Source organism: Paenibacillus zanthoxyli JH29 (assembly GCF_000520715.1).
Lineage (GTDB): Bacteria > Bacillota > Bacilli > Paenibacillales > Paenibacillaceae > Paenibacillus_AQ > Paenibacillus_AQ zanthoxyli.
On record NZ_ASSD01000698.1, the window covers coordinates 1 to 20,388 of the forward strand.

Consider the following 20,388-nt stretch of genomic DNA (forward strand, 5'->3'; position numbering starts at 1 on the left):
GGCTGCGGCTGCTGGACGAGGACGAGCTGCGCCAGCTGCCCGGGCTTGGCCCGAAGCTGGCCCGGGCGATCCGGAAGCTGGGCCTGTTCCCGTAAGGCCCGGGCCCCGGGATTGATACGCGAAACCTGAATGATTCAGGTTTGAAGATGATATAGCCGCCTCTTGCGAAGCGGCGGAGCAGAAATGACATCTGCTATCCGCCCCCTTGGGAATGTACCGGGTAATCTGACAGGCAAACTGCCCTATTCCCGGTTTTAAGTCATTCCCGTATAGAGAGCGGTAACAAGGAGAGGAAAGGCATGAGCGCAATATTAACGGTAGTCGGCCTCGGCTCCGGCAATCCGGACCGGCTGACGCTTGGCATAGTGAACAAGCTGCGGACGGCTTCCAAAGTATACGTGCGCACCAAGGAGCACCCCGTGATGCAGGCTTTGGAGGAGCTTGGCGTGGAGTCGCAGTCCTTCGATACACTGTACGAATCCTTCTCCTCTTTTCCCAAAGTCTATGAAGCGATCACCCAGAAGCTGCTTGAAGAAGTGCGTTCAGGCGATGAGAATACGGAAATTGTCTACGCCGTACCCGGACACCCGATGGTTGCGGAATCCGCTGTTTCCAAGCTTCGTCTGCTCTGCGCGGAGGAGGGAATCCGTTTAGACATTCTTGGAGGAGAGAGCTTTCTGGACGAGGCATTCGTGCGGCTTGGCTTCGATCCGATTGAGGGCTTTCAGCTGCTGGACGCCTCCGGGATCACACGCTCGCAGCTTCGTCCCGAGCTGCATACGCTGATCGGACAAGTGTATGACACCTTTACAGCCTCCGAGGCAAAGCTATGCCTGATGGAGCTGTATCCGCCTGAATACGAGGTGACGGTCGGCCATGCGCTCGGCGTGGAGGGCGAGGAGCGAATCGTCAAAGTTCCGCTGTACGAACTGGACCGCCAGGAGGGTTACGGCAACCTGTCGCTCATCTATATTCCGGCAGACCGCTCCGAAAGCTTGCGGAACCGCACCTTTGACCGTCTGCATGAAATTGTCGGCATCCTGCGCAGTCCGGAGGGCTGTCCGTGGGACCGCGAGCAGACCCATGATACGCTCCGCAAAAATCTGATCGAAGAAACCTACGAGGTGCTCGAAACGATTGACGAGGACGATCCCGAGCATATGAAGGAGGAGCTGGGCGACCTGCTGCTGCAAATTATGCTGCATTCCCAGATGGAGGAAGAGCTTGGCACGTTCACTGTGTTCGATGTCATTGAAGGGCTCAGCGGCAAGCTGATCTTCCGCCATCCGCATGTCTTCGGCAACAAGGACGCCCAGGATGCGGAGGCTGCGCTGCAGAACTGGGAAGGCATGAAGGCGGAAGAGAAGCGGCGCAAAGGCATCAAGCCGGAGGCGGAGTCTGCGCTCAGCGGCGTTCCCCGCGATTTGCCGGCGCTCATGAAGGCGTACAAGCTGCAGAAAAAAGCGTCCAAAGTAGGCTTCGATTGGGACAACATCCAGGATGTGCTCGGTAAGATCGGCGAGGAGCTGGACGAGCTGAAGGAAGCAATCGAGGCCGGCGCTCCGGCGGAGGAGCAGATGCTGGAGCTGGGCGACCTGTTGTTCGCGGCGACCAACGCCGCCCGGTTCATTGATGCCGATCCCGAGGAGGCGCTGACCCGCACCAACCGCAAATTTGTCGAACGGTTCCAGTACATCGAACGCCGTCTGCAGGACAAAGGAATCTCGCCAAAGGACAGCAGTCTGGAGGAAATGGAGGCTTTATGGCAGGAAGCCAAGCAAAGGGAGTATAAAAAATCAGCGAAAGACAATTAAGACTCAAATATGAATTATACACAATCAAGGCAGGGAAAGATTGAAGCAGTTCCATTTGGAGGGCAAGCGCGCTTTCTGAAATTGATTAGTATATAATAAAGATTGCTCTATCATCTTGTTTTTGTGATAGAGCAATCTTTATTTGTTTACTTTTTCAGTAAAATTTCTTGGTTCATCGGATAACTTCTACATTGTAACTAACTATAATCTGTGTTCAATCAACGGCACAGCTTTTTTTGTACTTTTATGTTAAAAATTAGTGATTTTTGTTATATATCTTTTTTTTACTGGAAGTAAAATGGGTTTTGGCAGGGTTTACCTAAAAATGAGGAATTTACTTAAAAAGGAGGGGTTACTTAAATATCAGTCTAAAAACAGGTTCTTGCATACTCCCTTGCCTTGACCGTGGAAAGTTACTGGCAAGGCAGTAATTAAGAACCCGTTCCCTTATTTTATATCCTGTCTTGAATTACTGTAAACTAAATTGTTTGAATTATGATAACCAAAAGTAGAGGAGACAAGAGATACAATGAAAAAAAATAAAATGATAAAAAATACTTTTATGGCTGTAGGGTTTGCTAGCATACTTACTGTTTCAGCAGGAGCGCCAGCTTGGGCGGCAAGCGAAACTGAAGCAACAAGCGGTTCGGTAAAATTAACCAATAATGATGTAACAGCCTTTGGCATTTCTCCGGCAAGCAGTGTTTCTGTAGGTGGTGGAACTTGGAACTATGGCACTCAAATTATTGGTAACCAGAAGCATGTATGGTCTGTTTATGAACATTCTACATTGTCGCATAAAGCTTCTACCATATTAGGACCTGCCTCACATACCAGTTATTGGAAATATGCTGGAACCCCAGCTAAGTCAGAACTCTTTGGAAACACAAGTTATACAGGTTATGCTTATTGGGATACTTACAAGTAACAGATAAATATTAATTACTTACTTTTATCTCTCTATAATAAGGCAATACGTTACTTATCAGAGTGGCGTATTGCCGTTTGTTATTTTAGCTTGATTAATATTTCCTTATTAAAGAAGGGATTTTTAAAAGTGAAAAAAATTGCTTTACTATTTTTGATTGGAGCTTATATGTTCTCCTTTTATCTCGCTTATTTGCAAACCGATAATGAACAACTTGATCGTATTAACGAAATAGAACAGAACATAGGACGAGAGTTTGTTATCCCTGATATAGGAGGATTACAGGGATCAGAAGAAGTATATCCCATACTGGTTGAAACGGCCAGACAATCCAAAGTCAATATTTTCCGCAAGAGCATTCAATTCCAGGAAGATGATCAAATTGATATTTTAAAATATGTATTATTGACAACGAACACCCGTTTTTTTACTGATTTTCACCTGAAACAGGGGCGTTTTCTGAGTGCTCAGGATATGGGAAAACGTGATTCTTATGTATCAACTATCGACTCAGACGAGGCTAATCAGGTCGGCACCATTGCAGAGTTTGGCGGTAATCAGGTGGTTAAAATTGAGTCACTTCAAGCTTCTTATAATTATCTCCCTGTACATGGTACATATTATGCTGAAGTGCCAAATCGCGATGAATTGGCAGCCTTTATTCATCTTTTTGTGCAAAAATTGAATCAATATTTTAAGGGATATAATTTGGCTTTTAGCGATGGAGATTTTTTGGAGAGCCAACATTCAACTGAATTACAAGCAGTGTCCTTTCGCGGGTTAACAATACTAACGTACTTGAGCTATGTCATTTATGCCATGACAATCCTTTTGTTGCAGTATGCCATTTTAAATGAATCGAAGAAACTCGGAATCTTAAAGCTGCATGGTGTATCACGAATTCGTTTATGGAGTATTGTAGCAGGTAAAAGGATCACCTATACTTTTATTAGCGCGATATTGTTATCTCTTGTTTTAGCCGCACTTATTCCAGATTCAACGTTGTCTTTTTTAACGAATTTTTTACTCTATCAGTTCAAGGCATATCTGATTTTAATTGTAATGTCGCTAGTCGTTTATGTATATATTTCCAGTATTAAAGTGGGGCGTATTCTTAAAAATGTCAAAGATACTACTGGTATATTCATATTAAATTTTTTGATGAAAATCGGCTGTTCAGTATTGATTGGTTTGACTGGCCTATCTATCTGGGTGCAATTTACCTCTATTCATGAACAGCGTGCGGAATTGAGAAATTGGGAGTCTGTTAAAGACTACGGTGTATTCTATCCTGTAAATAATGGATATGATGGCGACCGGATATTCAGCAGTGATTCTGATTTTGAACATGTTTCACATAATGAGCTTTACTTTTTACTTAATCAAACAGATTCTATCCTGATTGCTGCGCTTATGTATGAAGAACAGGAACTTATTGATAGTAAGAATTGGGATGGAATACGTTCAGTGAGAGTAAATCCCAATTACCTTAAAAAGTTTCCTTTGCTTGATAGTAATAACAACAAGGTGGAGATATCTGAGAAGGACAGTGACTGGATATTGCTGGTTCCCGAAAAATATCGTAATCGTGAGAAAGAAATTTTGAAATTTTTCCAATGGGGCAGAAAAGAATTCAGAGAAATTGACAAACAATTCTACAAAAAGAGTATCCCAGGAAAAATCAAAAATCAGAAATTGCGCATTGTATGGATGAAAAACAATCAGCAGGTATTCAGTTTTAATCCCAATGTGTTTCCTTCCGAGCATAACAATATTGTCGATCCGATTACTGAAGTGCTTACGGAAAACAACAGTTTGTATGCGGATCGAAGCGCCATTCTGGGCGGAGGAGCTAACGACCCGCTAAAGGTCAGGCTGATCAACCGCGATCCGCGGTTAACTTACGAGACGTTATTACCGGAACTAAAGAAACTGAGAGTAGACGATAACCTAAGACATCTGGTGACTATTGATCAGTATATGCTGGAGAAAATCAATGATCAGCAAAATGCTATACAAGAAAGCTGGCTCACTTTGATCGCATTGATGGCGGGACTGATTCTGCTGGCAGTGCAGAATCTGGTCCTGTTTTTCAATAAATATCAAAGCAAGTTTATCGTACGGCGGTTATTTGGAATTGGATTTTGGCGGACTTATATAGAATATTGGCGGTTATTTTTAATTGCGGGTGTGCTTCAAACTCTGCTCTGTTTTGTCCTTAATAAAGGAATCGACATACCATTGCTTATTGTAGCTGCTATTATACTGGTGATTGAGATGATCGCATCCGTTATTGCCCTGATTAAAATTGAAAAGAAAAATAAGATGAAAGTGCTTAAGGGAGGAAGTTAATTCCATGCAAACTGTATGCGAATTGATCAATGTCAGCAAAAAATATGGAAAACATATTGTGATTGATAAGCTGAATCTGACTATTCACCAGGGGGAAATGGTGGCCATTACCGGCAAAAGTGGCTCAGGGAAAACAACTGTGCTTAATATGATCGGACTCCTCGAAAAACCGGATCAGGGAAATATTAGATTGTTCGACAAGCCGGCACCGCGTCCGGGTTCCGGGCAGACGAATAAGCTGTTAAGAACCAAGATGTCGTATTTATTCCAGAATTATGCGTTGATTGATCAGGATACGATAGATGCCAATCTGGAAGTAGCATTGTTGTACTCTGGAAAAAGCAAAGAGCAAAAGCAGAAAGCCAAAATCGAAGCTTTGCAACGTGTAAAAATGAATGCTTCATTAAAACAAAAAATTCATGAGCTTTCTGGTGGAGAACAGCAGCGGGTAGCTATTGCCCGAATACTGCTAAAATCCAGTGAACTGATTTTAGCAGACGAGCCTACCGGTTCGCTGGATACCGATAACCGGGATGCAATTATTCAAATTTTAAAAGAATTGAATCAATCGGGGCAAACAATTATTATTGTAACCCATGACGAAGAAGTAGCCAGTCAGTGTAGCAGAGTGATTAATTTATAATTTTAATATTACCAAAGAAAGGTCTGGTCAGGTAGGGCAAAGCCCGGAATTAAAGCGGCTGGAAAGTTACGGACAACCAGTCTAAAATATATGATAGTAAAGATTGCTCTATCACATATCTTTATGAAAAGTATCTTTTTTATGCGATTAGAGACAAGAAAAGACACTATGTTCATAATTGTTCTCATTTGGAACCAAAAAGCTTATGTGTTTAATTAAGCCCGGGTCTGGCGGCAGGGATTTGACAACATATCCTGAATACCAGTAAGATGAAACGGCGGTTTCGCGGAAAATACTGTCTGCCGGAACGCGCCCATTACTTTTCTTATTCCTGGGAGGAACTACTGACAATGAACAAAACAGACCTGATCAACAACATATCCGAGAAGCACGGATTGGCGAAAAAGGACGTTGAGCTTGTGCTTAACGGATTCCTTGGCGAAATTACCGAGGCGCTGGCCAGCGGCGACAAAGTACAGCTGATTGGCTTCGGCACCTTCGAAACGCGCAAGCGCTCCGGACGCACCGGCCGCAATCCGCAAACGGGCACAACCATTGAAATTCCAGAATCGACTGTTCCGGCGTTCAAGGCGGGCAACAAGCTTAAAGAAGCTGTCAACTAATGCGTCTGGATAAATTTTTGAAAGTGTCCCGCCTAATCAAGCGCCGTACGGTGGCCAAGGATGTGTCCGAACAAGGCCGGGTGCTGATTAACGGGAAGGAATCGAAGCCGAGCAGCAGTGTGAAAATCGGCGACGAAATTACCGTTCAATTCGGCCAGAAGCTCGTAACGGTCCGCGTGGAGAAGCTGGTCGAAACGACCCGCAAGGACGAAGCGGCCGGTATGTATACGCTGCTTCGCGAGGAGCCGATTGCCAAGAGCAACGGTCTTGATTGGTAAGAGACGATTTAACTTTGTTATTAGAGCGTTCCCCTGCATCCTGCGGGGGGGCGCTTTTTTTGTTAAGCCATTTCCCGGTGGTGTTCTAAAGCTCCCGTTCCCGCCATAGATTAGGAACTAGAAGGAGGGGTACATGCCATGATCGAACCTGGAAAAAACGTAAAGCAGCATGATTTGCATATGCGCAGCCGTAAGGCGGTGGATTTAACGGGCGTGCAAAATGTGGAGAGCTTTGACAGCGAGGAGTTTAAGCTGCAGACGGAGCTTGGAATTCTGGTCATTCGCGGAACCCATTTACATATCAAGAACTTAAGTCTGGAGAACGGGCTGTTGTCGGTGGAGGGCAACGTCCATTCCTTGATTTATCTTGATCCGGGGGCGAAGGGGAATAATAAAGGGCTGCTCGGCAAGCTGTTCAAATGAATCCGGCCATCCAGTGGATTACGCTGCTGTACATGATCGTGGCCGGGGCGGCGATGGGACTGACCTTTGACGGCTACCGGGTACTTTCACTCAAGCTGCGGTTTCCCGGATGGCTGAACGCGGTTCTCGATCTCCTCTACTGGCTGGTGTCCGCTCTCATCGTGTTTCGTTTGCTGTACGCGGGTAACCAGGGGCAGCTGCGCTTTTATGCTTTTCTTGGATTATTCGTAGGCGTGTGGGCATATTTTTTAATCTTCAGTGTCACGGTGCAGAAATTTGTGGTAATGTTAATTCAGACGGTGGAATGGATATGGAAGCTGCTGATGAAGCTGCTGGGAATCCTGATTGGAATGCCGCTGCTGTGGTTATGGAAGCTGGCGCTCGGAATTCTGCGTCTGCTTGGCCGTATCTTGGGCTTTATGCTGAAGCTGCTGCTTTGGCTAACCAAGCCGCTCTGGATTTTTCCCGTCAGATGGTTGTCCCCGGCCTATCATCGGCTGCTGCGCAGCGCTCCATTTACCAAACTCGCCAATTTTATTGCCGCAAGAAGAAAACGCTGACCGTGAAACGGGAGGAACGCTTGCATGAACAGATTTTCCCCAGAAGAGAAGCAGGCTGGCGGAAGGTCCGCTGCCGCGGGCGCGAAGAGAAGAAAGCTGATCTGGGTCGCCCTAATGGCGATATTTTTCAGCTGGGCGGGATATATTTTCTTTGCTCAAAGCGCCTTGATTTCGGACAAGAGTCAGGAACTGGCCCGGAAGCAGGAGAGCAGCAAGCAAGTGAATAACTCGCTGAACCAGCTAAAGTATGAGGTGTCCCGTCTGAACGACAACGAATATATCGGACAGCTCGCCCGCAAATGGTTTAACATATACCCTAAAGGCGAAGTTCCGATCCGGACAGAGCAACCGAAGCAGTAAGCCGCCAAAAGAGGCTTTTCACTCTGTTGCCTTGCTTTGCTCTTTACTGTATAATCAAATCACCGCAGACTGGATCTTGACATCTTTGTCTGTATATTTTTAAGGGAGGATCATTTTATTCTATGGCAATTGAAGTGGGCACCAAGTTAGAGGGCAAGGTGACAGGCATTACGCATTTCGGAGCGTTTGTAGATCTGTCAGGAGGTGTCACAGGTCTCGTTCACATCTCGGAAATCGCCGATAATTACGTCAAGGATGTCAACGATCATCTGAAGATTAATGATGTGGTAACTGTTAAGGTGATCAATGTCGACAAGGACGGCAAGATCGGACTTTCCATCAAGCAGGCTGTCGACAAGCCCGCATCGGAAGTTCGTCCGCCAAGAGCCCCAAGACCGGATCGTCCAAGCGGTGGAGACCGTTTCGGCGGCGGTGGCGGAGGCTACAATCGTGAACGTGGAGGGCGTCCATTCAAGCCTGCAGCCGGTAAACCTTCATTTGAGGATAAAATGTCACGCTTCCTTAAAGACAGCGAAGAACGTATCTCTTCTCTCAAGAAGAATACGGAGGGCAAACGCGGCGGCCGTGGAGCCAAACGCGTATAACATCATACTACAACCGTTCGTATAACCGCAGGGGCCGAACCTTATGCGGTTTTTTTCTGTGTCTGCCCGGCCGCAGCCCTGGGTCAAACCGCCGCAGTATTCCTCCCGAAGGGATGTTTTTTGCAGATTATTGAAAGCGTATCCTTGGCTTACCCCGGTATACCTAATATTTTGTCGGGCTGATAGAAATTTGCGACAGCATCTTTGACATTTCCGCTAAAGCTTGGAGCATTCGCTGACGAATCGAAACGGACTAGTTGTGGAAAAATTTGGATGGTTAACCGGTTTACAGACCGCCGCGCAAGGGAATAAACGGTTTTGCGGCTGCTTGGGCAGGAGCCTTTTTTTGTCGGAAATTTCTTATGATCGGCCCTCTTGTTCTGACAAACTTTCCAAACTGGCCGCGCTTATAATGAGTACCACAAGAAGAAACGGCTTCACCTCTTTTTCAAAGCTTATGCTTTTGAGGCCGGCGATAGACGTATCGCTTTCAGGCAGCTGTTTCTTGCGGAAATATAAGGCCAATGATAAGAGCGCAGCTTATAAGGTCTTATGTTTTACATTTAAACGGGTGGTGTTGATCATTATGGGTAAAAGCAATGTGGTGAATTTTCCGGAGTGGACAAGAGTGGAAGATGGCGCTGAGGAAGAGAAGGCACCCTGGGGGGAGAGGTTCAAGGCTTGGGGAAAGCGTCAGCGTATTCTTCGTATGCTGGACACGAGAAAATGGTTACTGCTGCTGAGCTGCATGGGCTTTTTGCTGGGAAGAGCGATGATATTGGACGAGCTGTCCCCGTTTGCCGCCGCTTTTTTCGCCATTATTGTTTTTATGCGCAAAGATTGCACCCTTCCGGTCGGAGCGGCGATTCTTGCGGGCAGCCTATATACTCCGTTCCCTGGCGCACTGATTATTATGGCCGAACTCATCGTCTTTATTCTTCTCTATAAAGGGATGGAGGCCTTCCAGCGAGTTGATCTGGCCTATGCGCCGGTTATGGTGTTCGTCTCCTCTTTCATGGTCGGACTCTTTCAGACGATTATCGGTCCAACGCTCTCCTGGTATCCGCTAATGATGACGACACTGAACGCTCTGCTTTCTTTCGTGCTGACGCTCGTCTTCCTGCAGGCTCTGCCCGTGCTTGCCTATAAACAAAAAAGCCGCGTACTGCGAAATGAGGAGATCTTATGTCTTATCATTATGCTGGCTTCCATTATGACCGGTCTGGTAGGCTGGAAAGCGGGCGGCTTATCGCTGGAGCATATTCTCTCACGCTACCTGATCCTGCTGTTCGCCATGGCGGGCGGGGCCCCCCTGGGAGCGGCGGTCGGCGTCGTGTCGGGCCTGATTCTCAGTCTGGCCGATATCGGCGCGATCTATCAGATGAGTCTGCTCGCGTTCTCCGGCATGCTGGCGGGCATGCTGCAGGGCGGGCGCAAAGGCGCGGTTGCTCTGGGCATGCTGCTCGGCTCAAGCATCCTGTCCGTCTATTTCAGCGGTCCGGGCGATATGATGACCTCTACTTGGGAGACCTGCGCGGCAGTGGTGATGTTCCTCGCAACCCCTCGCGGCATCATTAAAGGGATCGCCAAATATGTGCCCGGCACGACGGATCACAGCCGTTCCCAGCATGAGTATGCGCGGAGGGTGCGCGACATTACCGCGGATCGGGTGACCCAGTTCTCCCAGGTATTCCGGCAGCTCTCCACCAGCTTCGGACAGATTCCGTCCGCAGGCGAAGCGGGCAAATCGAACCGGGAAATGGAGCATTTCATGAATGCGGTCACAGAGGAGACCTGCTCGAACTGCATCCGCCGCTCCCACTGCTGGGATTCAAAGTTCTATCAGACGTACAAGTATATGACCGACATGATGACCGCCGTTGAGGAGAATCCGGACATTCGGGCGTCGAGGCTGCCTGCGGAATGGGCCCGGATCTGCGGCAAGACAGACGAAGTGCTCGAAGTCATGCGCAGCCAATATTACCTTTACGAGCATGATATGCGTTGGAAGCGGCAAATATACGACAGCCGCAAATTTGTGGCTGAGCAGCTTTCCGGAGTATCGCAGGTCATGGAGGATCTGGCACGTGAAATCAAACGGGAAGGGCAAGCACTCTACCAGCAGGAAGCGCAAATTCGCGAAGCGCTGGAAAAGCTCGGCCTCTCCATCCACAGCATCGATATTGTCAGCCTCGATCCGGGCCGTGTGGAAATCGAAGTCGTTCACGCCTACAACCGTGGCTTTGACGAATCCCGCAAAATGATTGCCCCGCTGCTGTCCGACATATTGGAAGAAAATATTTCGGTGAAGAGCGAGACGGCAATGCACAGCCGCGAAGGACTGTCGACGGTTGTCTTCGGCTCGGCGAAGGCATTCGAAATCAGCACAGGCATATCCGGCGCGGCCAAGGGCGGGAATATGATGTCGGGAGACAGCTTCAGTACGGCAGAGCTGGGCAACGGAACGTTCGCGGTCTCAATCAGCGACGGAATGGGCAACGGGGAGCGGGCCCGGATGGAGAGCAGCGCGGCGCTTGGTATGCTGGAGAAACTGCTGCAATCCGGTATGGACGAAAAGCTGGCGGTGAAGTCCGTGAATTCGATTCTGCTGCTCCGCTCGCCTGAGGAATTTTACGCTACCGTGGACATGGCGCTGATTGATCAATATTCGGCGCAGACCACCTTTATGAAGATTGCTTCGGCGCCCAGCTTTATCAAGCGGGGAAGCGAGGTCATCCCGATTACGGCAAGCAATCTCCCAATCGGCATTATTCAGGATATCGAGGTCGAATTCGTAACGATGCAGCTGCAAGCGGGCGATATATTGATCATGATGACCGATGGTATTTACGATGCGCCTGGCTATGCCGTCAACAAGGAAATATGGATGAAACGAATGATCCAGGAGCTGGAAACCAGCGATCCGCAGGAGATTGCCGACAGTCTCTTGGAGAAGGTCATCCGCTACCAAGGCAATGAGATTCATGACGACATGACCATTGTGGTCAGCCGTGTCGATCACTTCCAGCCGGAATGGTCCACACTGCATGTGCCGGGACTCTCGCGGATGGAACGTCCGCGCACCGTTAGCTAAGCATTATTTTCCTTTATTCTTCGGCTTCCGCCACGTTTGGAATCTCTTAATCCGGATCATACTAGCTAGGGAAGAGAGAATTCATTTTACGAGGCGGGAGGAAGCAAGATGAAGCAAATTTTACTCATAACGGACGGATGCTCCAATGTAGGAGAAAGCCCGGTAATGGCGGCGGCGCATGCCCGTCAGGACGGGATAACGGTGAATGTGATCGGGGTCGTCGACTATGGAACGATCGGCGAGCTGGGGAGCAGGGAGATCGATGATATCGCCAAAGCGGGCGGCGGACTCAGCCGGATCGTCGGCACGCCGCAGCTGGCCCAGACCATGCAGATGATGACCCGCAAGACGGTGGTTCAGACGATTCAGCAGGCGGTTAATAAGGAGGTGAAAAAAATACTGGGCGAAGGCTCTCTGGACGACCTGCCTCCGGCCAAACGCTCGCAGGTTGTTACGGTGGTGGATGAACTCAGCGAGACGGCGCCGCTGCGCCTGGCGCTTCTGATCGACGCCAGCGCAAGCATGAAGCCGAAGCTCGCGGCGGTGGAGGATGCGATCCGCGATCTGGCGCTCAGCCTTGAAGCGCGGGAGGGCGACAGCGAAATTTCCGTGTTCCATTTTCCGGGCTCTACCAGCGAGGCGGCTGTGCTCGATATGGATTGGAGCAGAAATGTTTCGGACATCCGTACGCTGTTTGGCAAAATCCGCATGAAGGGGGCGACGCCGACAGGCCCGGCGATTTTCAAGGTGCTTGAACATTTCGGGTATGATACACTAGATGAACATCAAGGCCGCCTGGCGGCTCATTCGGATGAAGGAGAAGGGATGCCTGGTGGGTACGTCGTCTAATCCGCCCCGTTCTCCGGGGGAAGTTATTGTTGGCAAGTGGCGGGGCAACCGTTATGTCGTAAACCGGCTGCTTGGAAAGGGCGCGAACGGTACGGTATATTTGGTCAACCGGCAGGGGAGAAGGGAGAAGTATGCGCTCAAAATCGGATACGACATGCTTGATCTTCAGTCGGAGATTAACGTGCTGACTTCGCTTCAATCCTGCCGAGTGCGGCGGGATCAACGTACCAGGGGAGCGTCGCCGATGTCTGCCTACTTTCTGGAGGCCGATGACGCTTCGGAAGGCGGATTTCCTTTTTACGTCATGCGCTATGTTCAAGGTACGCCGCTCCATTATTTTCTGTCCCGTAAAGGTTCCTCCTGGCTTGGTCTGATCGGACTGCAACTGCTGGACAGACTATGTGGACTCCATGAATGCGGGTTTATCTTTGGTGATCTGAAGCCGGAAAATGTCATGGTATCGGAGTACGGCATCGCTGAGCTGATCGATTTCGGAGGAGCGGGTCCTATCAGCCGCAGCGTGAAGCAGTTCACGGAATGGCATGATCGCGGCTACTGGAATGCTGGCAGCCGGATCGGGGATGAAAGCTATGATCTGTTCGCCTTCGCCGTGCTCTGCCTGCGGCTCCTTGATGAGGCCGGACTTCAGAATGCATCACGGCAGCTTCCGCAGACAAGAAGCGGAGATGATCTGATCAAGCTTGCGGCCCAGCTTCCCGATAAGAAGCTCGCCTCTTGGCTGAGGCTCGCGCTGAAGGGCGGATTTTCCACGTCGGCGGAAGCCAGGGACATGTGGAAGAGGCATGTTTACACATCACGTCATTATAAACCAGAGCCAATGGCGACTCCGGGCTGGCTGACCGGCGCCTTTGCGCTGTCGCTCTGCCTGCTGGCTTTTACCGTCTACTGGATTTATCATTTTTAATATTCTATGATTATACATACGGACGGCATGTCGATTTATGCCGTCATCAAGCTGCGGACTAGACCGCAGCCAGGCAGGAAAGGAAGCCGGATATGGCCATATGGAATGAACTGGTGGATTCGGTGATGGAAGCCGCGGCAGAGCACAGGCTGTGGGGTCCTGGAGACACCATTGTAGTCGCAGTGTCCGGAGGGCCGGATTCTGTGGCTCTTTTGCATGTTCTGCATGAAATATCCCAGAGCCGGATGCCGCTTACGCTGATTTGCGCCCATGTGAACCACGGTTTCCGCGCTGAATCGGTGCAGGAAGCGGAGCTTGTGCGCCGCACGGCCGAAGCACTCGGAATCCCCTTTGAACTCGCCGAGTTCGATATTCCTTCCTTTATGAAGGAAAGCGGGCTTGGTCCGCAGGAAGCAGCCAGGGAGAAGCGTTACGGCTTTCTAATTGATACGGCCAAGCGCCGGGGCGCGCGTTCCGTCGCGCTTGCTCATCATGCCGACGATCAGGCCGAGACGGTTCTGATGCGTCTCTTGCGGGGAAGCGGCCTGTCAGGACTTGCTGGCATGCGCTGGGCAAGGACTGAAAGAAACGTGGAACTTATCCGCCCATTCCTCCGTATTAACAAAGCGGCGCTCGTGGATGTATGCCGGCGGCGAGGCTATCTTTATGCTGAAGATCCCAGCAACGCGCAGACCAAGTACAGGCGCAACGCTGTCAGGCTGGAAGTGCTTCCATTTCTGACGCGTTACAGTCCGAGACTGAGCCGCTCGCTGACGCAGCTGGCGGAAATCGCCGGCGCCGAGGATGATTTTATGGAAGATGCGGCCGCTAAGTGCTTCGCTGAGATCGCCTTGCAGGAACATGGTAAATGCACCCTGGACAGAACGGATTTTGCCGCCTTGCCCTCCGCTTTACAACGGCGTTTGATTAAACTAATATTAAATTATCTGTCGGCGGATACGCCAGAAGCTGATTTTCCGAAGATTGAAGCTGTGCGGCGGGGAATACTGCAAGATATGCCCACCGCGTGGAATCTTGATTTGGGGCGCGGCATAACCTGTATCCGGCAGTATAATACGATTTATTTCTTGTCCGCTCCTTTGGATCATCAGGCAAGCTACGCCTATTGTCTGCCTAAGCCCCAGCCTCGTCTTGAGCTTCGCGAAATTAATAAGGCGCTCGTAATGACGCTGGCGGAGCGAGGGGATGAGACGGTTCTGAGGGGAGAAGGCAGCAGGCTGTTGGCCCAGTTCGATTATAAAGAGCTGGTCTTCCCGCTCACGATTCGTTCCCGGTTGCCTGGAGATACCATTAAAGTCATGGGATTAAACGGAAGCAAAAAGGTAAAAGATATTTACATTGATGACAAAATACCTTCTACCGAGCGTTCACGCATTCCCCTTGTATGCGACGGACTCGGAAACATTGTCTGGATTCCGGGCATTCGCCGTTCGGTTCATGCCGCCGTTGGGGATCATACGGCTTCGGTTCTGCTGCTGTCGATTGAAGACCTGTAGAGGATAACCGTAATGGCCGCAGACAGTTTTTCATAGTATAACTTAGGAGGTTCGCAGGTTGCAGAACGATATCCAGGAGATTTTGATCAGCGAAGAGGAAATTCAACAGAGAATCAAAGAGCTTGGCGCCAAGCTGAGCGATGCATACGAGGGGCGCAATCCGCTGGTCATTTGCGTGCTGAAAGGTGCGTTTATTTTTATGGCCGATCTGGTTAAAGTCATTACGGTGCCGGTCGAGATGGACTTCATGGCCGTATCAAGCTACGGCGCGGCAACTAAATCTTCGGGCGTAGTGAAAATTATCAAGGATCTTGACGTCCCGGTCGATGGCCGCCACGTGCTGATCGTTGAGGATATTATCGACAGCGGTCTTACGCTGAGTTATCTGATTAAGCTGCTTCGCAACCGCAATGCCGCATCGGTTTCCGTCGTGACTCTGTTCGATAAACCGGCGGGTCGTACCGTAAGCCTTGAGGCAGATTATATCGGTTTTGTCATTCCTGACGAATTTATTGTAGGATACGGACTTGACTATGCCGAAAAGTATCGGAATCTCCCTTACATCGGGGTATTGAAGCCGGAGGTCTACTCTAAATAATACATTCACAGCCTTGGTCTTCCGGATTATTTACCTGAAGCCGCCTCACGTTTGAGGTGCTCCGACAGGCTATGGTACAATAACTTAAGTGTTGCGAGAGGAGGTAGGGGATGAATCGGTTCATCCGAAATTCTGGTTTTTATTTGATTTTATTTCTAGTCGTGGTGGGCATTGTCCAATTCGTCAGCAATGGAAATGAAGCCGCCGATTTCCCCAGATATGACCAGTTACGGCAGGAGCTTAAGAGTAACAATGTGAAGGATTTGACGGTTCAGTTCGAAGGCAACGCCTTTAATGTTACCGGCTCTTATAAAGAGAAGCCGGAATGGGCTAAATCGCAAAGCTTCTCCACATATATTCCTCCTACGGACGCGGCTATCGAAGAACTGACTGCAGCCAGTCAGGCTAACAACATACCATTCGTCCAGAAGAAAATGGAGGGCGACAGCATTTGGCTGACCTTCCTGTCTTCGATCATTCCGCTAGTTATTATGTTCATCCTGTTCTTCTTCCTGTTCAATCAGGCGCAGGGTGGCGGCGGTAAAGTGATGAATTTCGGCAAGAGCAAAGCCCGTCTCTACAATGAAGAGAAGAAGCGGGTCACCTTTGAAGACGTGGCCGGAGCCGACGAAGAGAAGCAGGAGCTTGTCGAAGTCGTGGAATTCCTGAAAGACCCGCGGAAATTCGCTGCCGTGGGCGCGCGCATCCCTAAAGGGGTCTTGCTCGTAGGTCCTCCGGGTACAGGTAAAACACTGCTTGCCCGTGCGGTGGCAGGCGAAGCCGGTGTTCCGTTCTTCAGCATCTCCGGTTCCGACTTCGTCGAAATGTTCGTCGGCGTCGGCGCTTCGCGGGTACGCGACCTGTTCGAGAACGCGAAGAAGAATGCGCCATGCATCATCTTTATCGACGAAATCGACGCCGTTGGCCGTCAGCGCGGCGCCGGACTTGGCGGCGGGCATGATGAACGCGAGCAGACGCTCAACCAATTGCTCGTTGAGATGGACGGTTTCGGCGGCAACGAAGGCATTATCATCGTCGCGGCTACCAACCGCGCCGATATTCTTGACCCCGCTCTGCTTCGTCCGGGACGCTTTGACCGTCAGATTACGGTTGACCGCCCTGACGTGAAGGGACGCGAGGCGGTACTGAAGGTTCACTCCCGCAACAAGCCGCTGACCAAGGACGTGAAGCTTGACGTGATCGCCAAGCGCACAACCGGTTTCACCGGCGCGGATCTGGAGAACCTGCTGAACGAAGCGGCGCTGCTCGCCGCCCGCCGCAACCGCAAGGATATCTCCATGCGGGAAGTGGATGAGGCCATCGACCGCGTTATCGTCGGCACCGAGAAGCGCAGCCGCGTGATCAGCGACCGCGAGAAGCGGATCGTCGCTTATCACGAGGCCGGGCATACGATCGCCGGATATTTCCTGGAGCATGCCGATATGGTTCACAAGGTGACGATCATCCCGCGCGGACGCGCAGGCGGATATGTCATCATGCTTCCGAAGGAAGACCGCATGCTCGTTACGAAGCAGGAGCTGCTTGATAAGGTAACCGGGCTGCTCGGCGGCCGGGTAGCCGAAGAAATGTTCATCGGAGAGATCGGCACAGGCGCATACAGCGACTTCCAGCAGGCTACGCGCATTGTGCGCAGCATGATTATGGAATACGGTATGAGCGAGAAGCTCGGTCCGATGCAGTTCGGCACTTCCCAAGGCCAGGTATTCCTGGGCCGCGACATCGGGCACGAGCAGAATTACAGTGATTCGATCGCTTACGAGATTGACCAGGAAATGCAGCGTTTCATCTCGGAATGCTATGAACGATGCAGAGAGCTGCTGAAGAAGCACTCGAAGGAAATGCATCTCATCGCAGGCACGCTGCTTGAGAAAGAGACGCTTGAGCTGGAGCAGATCAAAGAGCTGATCGAGCAGGGCTATCTGACCGAAGACGGCAAGCCGGTTGACAGCCAAAGTATTGCCAATGAAGGGGCAGAGCCGATTATTGATCCAATCGGTGATGTGAAAGTCCGTATTCAGGGCAAAACCAGTGAGCCTCAGGCTACGCTGGGAGATTCGCCCAAAGATATTCCAAACAATCCGCAGCAAGATGGAGAGAGCGGAAATGATGAGAATAAGGGCGGCGGATCAAGCTTAAGCTAATCCGATATTTCTGCCGCAGGGCAGGCATCAATAAAATCCGGAGAACGAATTTGTTCTCCGGATTTTTTTTAATCGTCAAGAGGCAAGCTGCCGGAAATGGCCGCTTCTGTAGGAGCGTATCCATTAGATTGACACGGCAAGGAACGTTGTGTACATTAGTGATAAATATTACGAACTATATACCGTTTACATGATGCTGAATATCTTCTTACAATCTGCCTCATTTCAAATTTGATACGCCGGTGGATATGCCGTTAAATATAAGGGGGAACGTGTACCGTGGAAGCTCTGGCGCTGGAGCGCAAGCAAGAACAAAACCGTCGACTGCGTGAACGTCTCGAACAGCTTAAGAAGGAACGGAATGCCATCATTTTGGCTCACTATTATCAGCGCGATGAAATTCAGGAAGTTGCCGATTTTCGCGGCGATTCTTTTTTGCTGGCTCAAAAGGCCGCTGCAACGGAAGCGGAAGTGATCGTATTCTGCGGCGTTCATTTTATGGGTGAAAGCGCCAAGATCCTGGCTCCGGACAAGACGGTTCTTATCCCTGATGAGCGTGCCGGCTGCCCTATGGCCGACATGGTTAACGTGGAGGGCCTTCGCAAGCTGAAGGCGAAGCATCCGAATGCCAAGGTGGTTACCTATATCAATTCCTCTGCCGAAATTAAAGCGGAGACGGATATATGCTGTACCTCAGCCAATGCCGTCCGGGTCATCGAGTCGCTGGACGCGGAAGAGATCATTTGGGTTCCAGATAAGAATCTGGGGCATTATGTTCAGGAAAAAACCGGCAAAAAGCTGATTATTTGGGAAGGCTACTGCAACACACATGATATGCTTACCGTCAAGGATGTCGTGGAAATGAAGGCCAAATACCCGAATGCTCAGTTTGTCGTTCATCCCGAATGCCGTCCGGAGGTCGTGGCTATGGGCGACTTTGTCGGCAGCACGACCGCCATTATCGATTACTGCAAGAAATCGGACTGCCAGGAGTTTATTGTGGGAACCGAGGACGGGACAGGCTACCAGCTGCGCAAGGACAGTCCGGATAAGAACTTCCATTTTGCTTCCAAATTCCTGGTTTGTCCCAATATGAAAGTCAACAATCTCAAAAAATTGGTAAAATGCCTGGAGACGATGAAGCCGCAGATTTACGTGCCGCCAACAGTCGCAGACAAAGCCAGACAATCTCTAGAGCGCATGCTACAAGTTAAGTAGCATGCGCTACTCTTTCATTGAAACAGGTGAAAAGTGGTCATGATTCCACAGTATTTGGTTGATTTCGACCTGCGGGAGCTTCCCACCGCCGAAACGGATTGCATTGTCATCGGCTCCGGTATCGCCGGACTGTTCACAGCCATCAAGGCAAGCGAGGATCGGCGGGTCATAATGATTACGAAGAAATCGCTGATGGAGAGCAACACGCGCTATGCCCAGGGAGGCATCGCCGCCGTAATCGCGGAAGACGATTCTCCGCTGTACCATCGGCAGGATACTCTGATGGCCGGGGCCGGACTGTGTTCCTCGGCTGCTGTAGAAGCGCTCGTCAATGAAGGGCCGTATGGGGTTCGTGAACTGATCCGGCTTGGAACGCTGTTTGATAAGGAGAACGGTGTATTGGCGCTGACGCAAGAAGGGGCGCATAGCCACCGGCGGATTCTGCATGCCAACGGAGACGCTACCGGCTATGAAATTGTGCGCGCGCTGGTGCAGCAGGTACTCGAACACCACAATATTGAGGTGTGGGATGATCACTATGTGATCGACCTGGTTACGGAAGATGGCGAGTGCGCCGGAGCGCTTGTGCAAAAACCGAACGGAGAGCGCCTCTTTCTGAAAGGGGCCGCGACGGTTCTCTGTTCAGGCGGAGCGGGTCAGTTGTACCGCTATACTACGAATCCTGAGGTCGCGACAGGCGACGGAGTGGCGATTGCTTACCGGGCGGGAGCGCATATCCGCGATATGGAATTTATTCAGTTCCATCCGACGGCGCTCAGTTATCCCGGCGCCCCACGGTTTCTGATATCAGAGGCGGTCCGGGGTGAAGGAGCTGTGCTGCGGAATATCCGGGGCGAACGGTTTATGGAGCGGTATCATGAGCTGCTGGAGCTTGCGCCGCGCGATATCGTCGCCCGGGCGATTGTCAGCGAGATGGAAGAGACGAAATCAACTTTTGTATACTTAGATATTACTCATGAATCTGCGGAAATGGTGAAGCGCCGGTTCCCGACGATATATCAGACCTGCATCGGCTACGGTCTGGACATTACAAGCGACTGGATTCCGGTGGCTCCGGCTGCCCACTATATGATGGGCGGCATCAAGACCGATCTGAACGGGGAGAGCAGTATTCCGAGGCTTTTTGCCTGCGGCGAAGTATCATCCACAGGCGTGCACGGCGCGAACCGGCTGGCCAGCAACTCGCTCTCGGAAGCGGTCGTTTTCGGGCAGCGTATTGTTGAGCGAATCCGCAGCCTGCCAAAGCTGGATAAGAGAGATCTATCTGCGGGCTGTGATTTGGGCCGCCATGAACATTCGACGCAGGCTATTGTGGAACGCCGCCTGAAGCTGCAGAAGATCATGGTCCGCTATGTCGGACTGCGGCGGAATGAGGAAATGCTGTCCAAAGGGCTCGAAGAGCTGAAGCGGCAGGTGCC

General features: G+C 50.4%; 19 protein-coding genes. All 19 read left to right on the forward strand.

Annotated features, from left to right (window positions below):
- The first annotated feature begins 11 nt into the window (after positions 1 to 11).
- Entirely contained in the window at positions 12 to 95 is an 84-nt protein-coding gene (locus L691_RS33870; protein WP_269634900.1) for a hypothetical protein, read from the forward strand.
- Between the two features lie 204 nt (positions 96 to 299).
- Complete coding sequence (gene yabN / locus L691_RS0126855) at positions 300 to 1,814, forward strand: bifunctional methyltransferase/pyrophosphohydrolase YabN (RefSeq protein ID WP_025693276.1); 1,515 nt, start codon at positions 300 to 302, stop codon at positions 1,812 to 1,814.
- Between the two features lie 529 nt (positions 1,815 to 2,343).
- A complete protein-coding gene (locus L691_RS0126860) occupies positions 2,344 to 2,742 on the forward strand; it encodes a lactococcin 972 family bacteriocin (protein ID WP_025693277.1) in 399 nt (132 codons plus the stop codon).
- Positions 2,743 to 2,871: 129 nt separating this feature from the next.
- The gene (locus tag L691_RS0126865; RefSeq protein WP_025693278.1) at positions 2,872 to 5,094 is read left to right on the forward strand and encodes a bacteriocin-associated integral membrane family protein; all 2,223 of its coding nucleotides are present in this window, start codon (positions 2,872 to 2,874) and stop codon (positions 5,092 to 5,094) included.
- Positions 5,095 to 5,098: 4 nt separating this feature from the next.
- Positions 5,099 to 5,737 carry an ABC transporter ATP-binding protein gene (locus L691_RS0126870; RefSeq protein ID WP_025693279.1) on the forward strand — a complete coding sequence of 213 codons (639 nt, stop codon included), beginning with the start codon at positions 5,099 to 5,101 and terminating at the stop codon, positions 5,735 to 5,737.
- A gap of 350 nt (positions 5,738 to 6,087) precedes the next feature.
- Entirely contained in the window at positions 6,088 to 6,360 is a 273-nt protein-coding gene (locus L691_RS0126875; protein WP_025693280.1) for an HU family DNA-binding protein, read from the forward strand.
- Positions 6,360 to 6,638, forward strand: coding sequence for an RNA-binding S4 domain-containing protein (locus tag L691_RS0126880; protein WP_025693281.1), 279 nt, complete (start codon positions 6,360 to 6,362; stop codon positions 6,636 to 6,638). Before L691_RS0126875 ends, L691_RS0126880 begins: the two co-directional genes overlap by 1 nt.
- A 138-nt stretch (positions 6,639 to 6,776) precedes the next feature.
- A complete protein-coding gene (gene yabP / locus L691_RS0126885; RefSeq protein WP_025693282.1) occupies positions 6,777 to 7,061 on the forward strand; it encodes a sporulation protein YabP in 285 nt (94 codons plus the stop codon).
- Positions 7,058 to 7,621 (forward strand): spore cortex biosynthesis protein YabQ, encoded by a 564-nt coding sequence (gene yabQ, locus L691_RS0126890; RefSeq protein ID WP_025693283.1) that lies wholly within the window; start codon positions 7,058 to 7,060, stop codon positions 7,619 to 7,621. The genes yabP and yabQ overlap by 4 nt, the downstream gene beginning before the upstream one ends.
- Positions 7,622 to 7,645: 24 nt before the next feature.
- Positions 7,646 to 7,981 carry an FtsB family cell division protein gene (locus tag L691_RS0126895; RefSeq protein ID WP_025693284.1) on the forward strand — a complete coding sequence of 112 codons (336 nt, stop codon included), beginning with the start codon at positions 7,646 to 7,648 and terminating at the stop codon, positions 7,979 to 7,981.
- 122 nt (positions 7,982 to 8,103) lie between these two features.
- Positions 8,104 to 8,586, forward strand: coding sequence for a S1 domain-containing RNA-binding protein (locus tag L691_RS0126900; protein WP_025693285.1), 483 nt, complete (start codon positions 8,104 to 8,106; stop codon positions 8,584 to 8,586).
- Positions 8,587 to 9,169: 583 nt separating this feature from the next.
- A complete protein-coding gene (spoIIE, locus tag L691_RS0126905; RefSeq protein ID WP_025693286.1) occupies positions 9,170 to 11,680 on the forward strand; it encodes a stage II sporulation protein E in 2,511 nt (836 codons plus the stop codon).
- Between the two features lie 108 nt (positions 11,681 to 11,788).
- Complete coding sequence (locus tag L691_RS0126910; protein WP_025693287.1) at positions 11,789 to 12,529, forward strand: vWA domain-containing protein; 741 nt, start codon at positions 11,789 to 11,791, stop codon at positions 12,527 to 12,529.
- Positions 12,492 to 13,454, forward strand: coding sequence for a serine/threonine-protein kinase (locus L691_RS0126915; protein WP_232229290.1), 963 nt, complete (start codon positions 12,492 to 12,494; stop codon positions 13,452 to 13,454). The genes L691_RS0126910 and L691_RS0126915 overlap by 38 nt, the downstream gene beginning before the upstream one ends.
- A 92-nt stretch (positions 13,455 to 13,546) precedes the next feature.
- On the forward strand, positions 13,547 to 14,971 hold the full coding sequence (gene tilS, locus L691_RS0126920; protein ID WP_025693289.1) for a tRNA lysidine(34) synthetase TilS: 1,425 nt from the start codon (positions 13,547 to 13,549) through the stop codon (positions 14,969 to 14,971).
- Positions 14,972 to 15,029: 58 nt separating this feature from the next.
- The gene (gene hpt / locus L691_RS0126925) at positions 15,030 to 15,569 is read left to right on the forward strand and encodes a hypoxanthine phosphoribosyltransferase (RefSeq protein ID WP_025693290.1); all 540 of its coding nucleotides are present in this window, start codon (positions 15,030 to 15,032) and stop codon (positions 15,567 to 15,569) included.
- 110 nt (positions 15,570 to 15,679) lie between these two features.
- On the forward strand, positions 15,680 to 17,731 hold the full coding sequence (ftsH, locus tag L691_RS0126930; protein ID WP_025693291.1) for an ATP-dependent zinc metalloprotease FtsH: 2,052 nt from the start codon (positions 15,680 to 15,682) through the stop codon (positions 17,729 to 17,731).
- A 279-nt stretch (positions 17,732 to 18,010) separates the two neighbouring features.
- A complete protein-coding gene (gene nadA, locus L691_RS0126935) occupies positions 18,011 to 18,949 on the forward strand; it encodes a quinolinate synthase NadA (RefSeq protein ID WP_025693292.1) in 939 nt (312 codons plus the stop codon).
- 39 nt (positions 18,950 to 18,988) lie between these two features.
- Positions 18,989 to 20,388, forward strand: a 1,400-nt coding sequence (nadB, locus tag L691_RS0126940; RefSeq protein ID WP_025693293.1) for an L-aspartate oxidase, incomplete at its 3' end; no start/stop codon positions are given.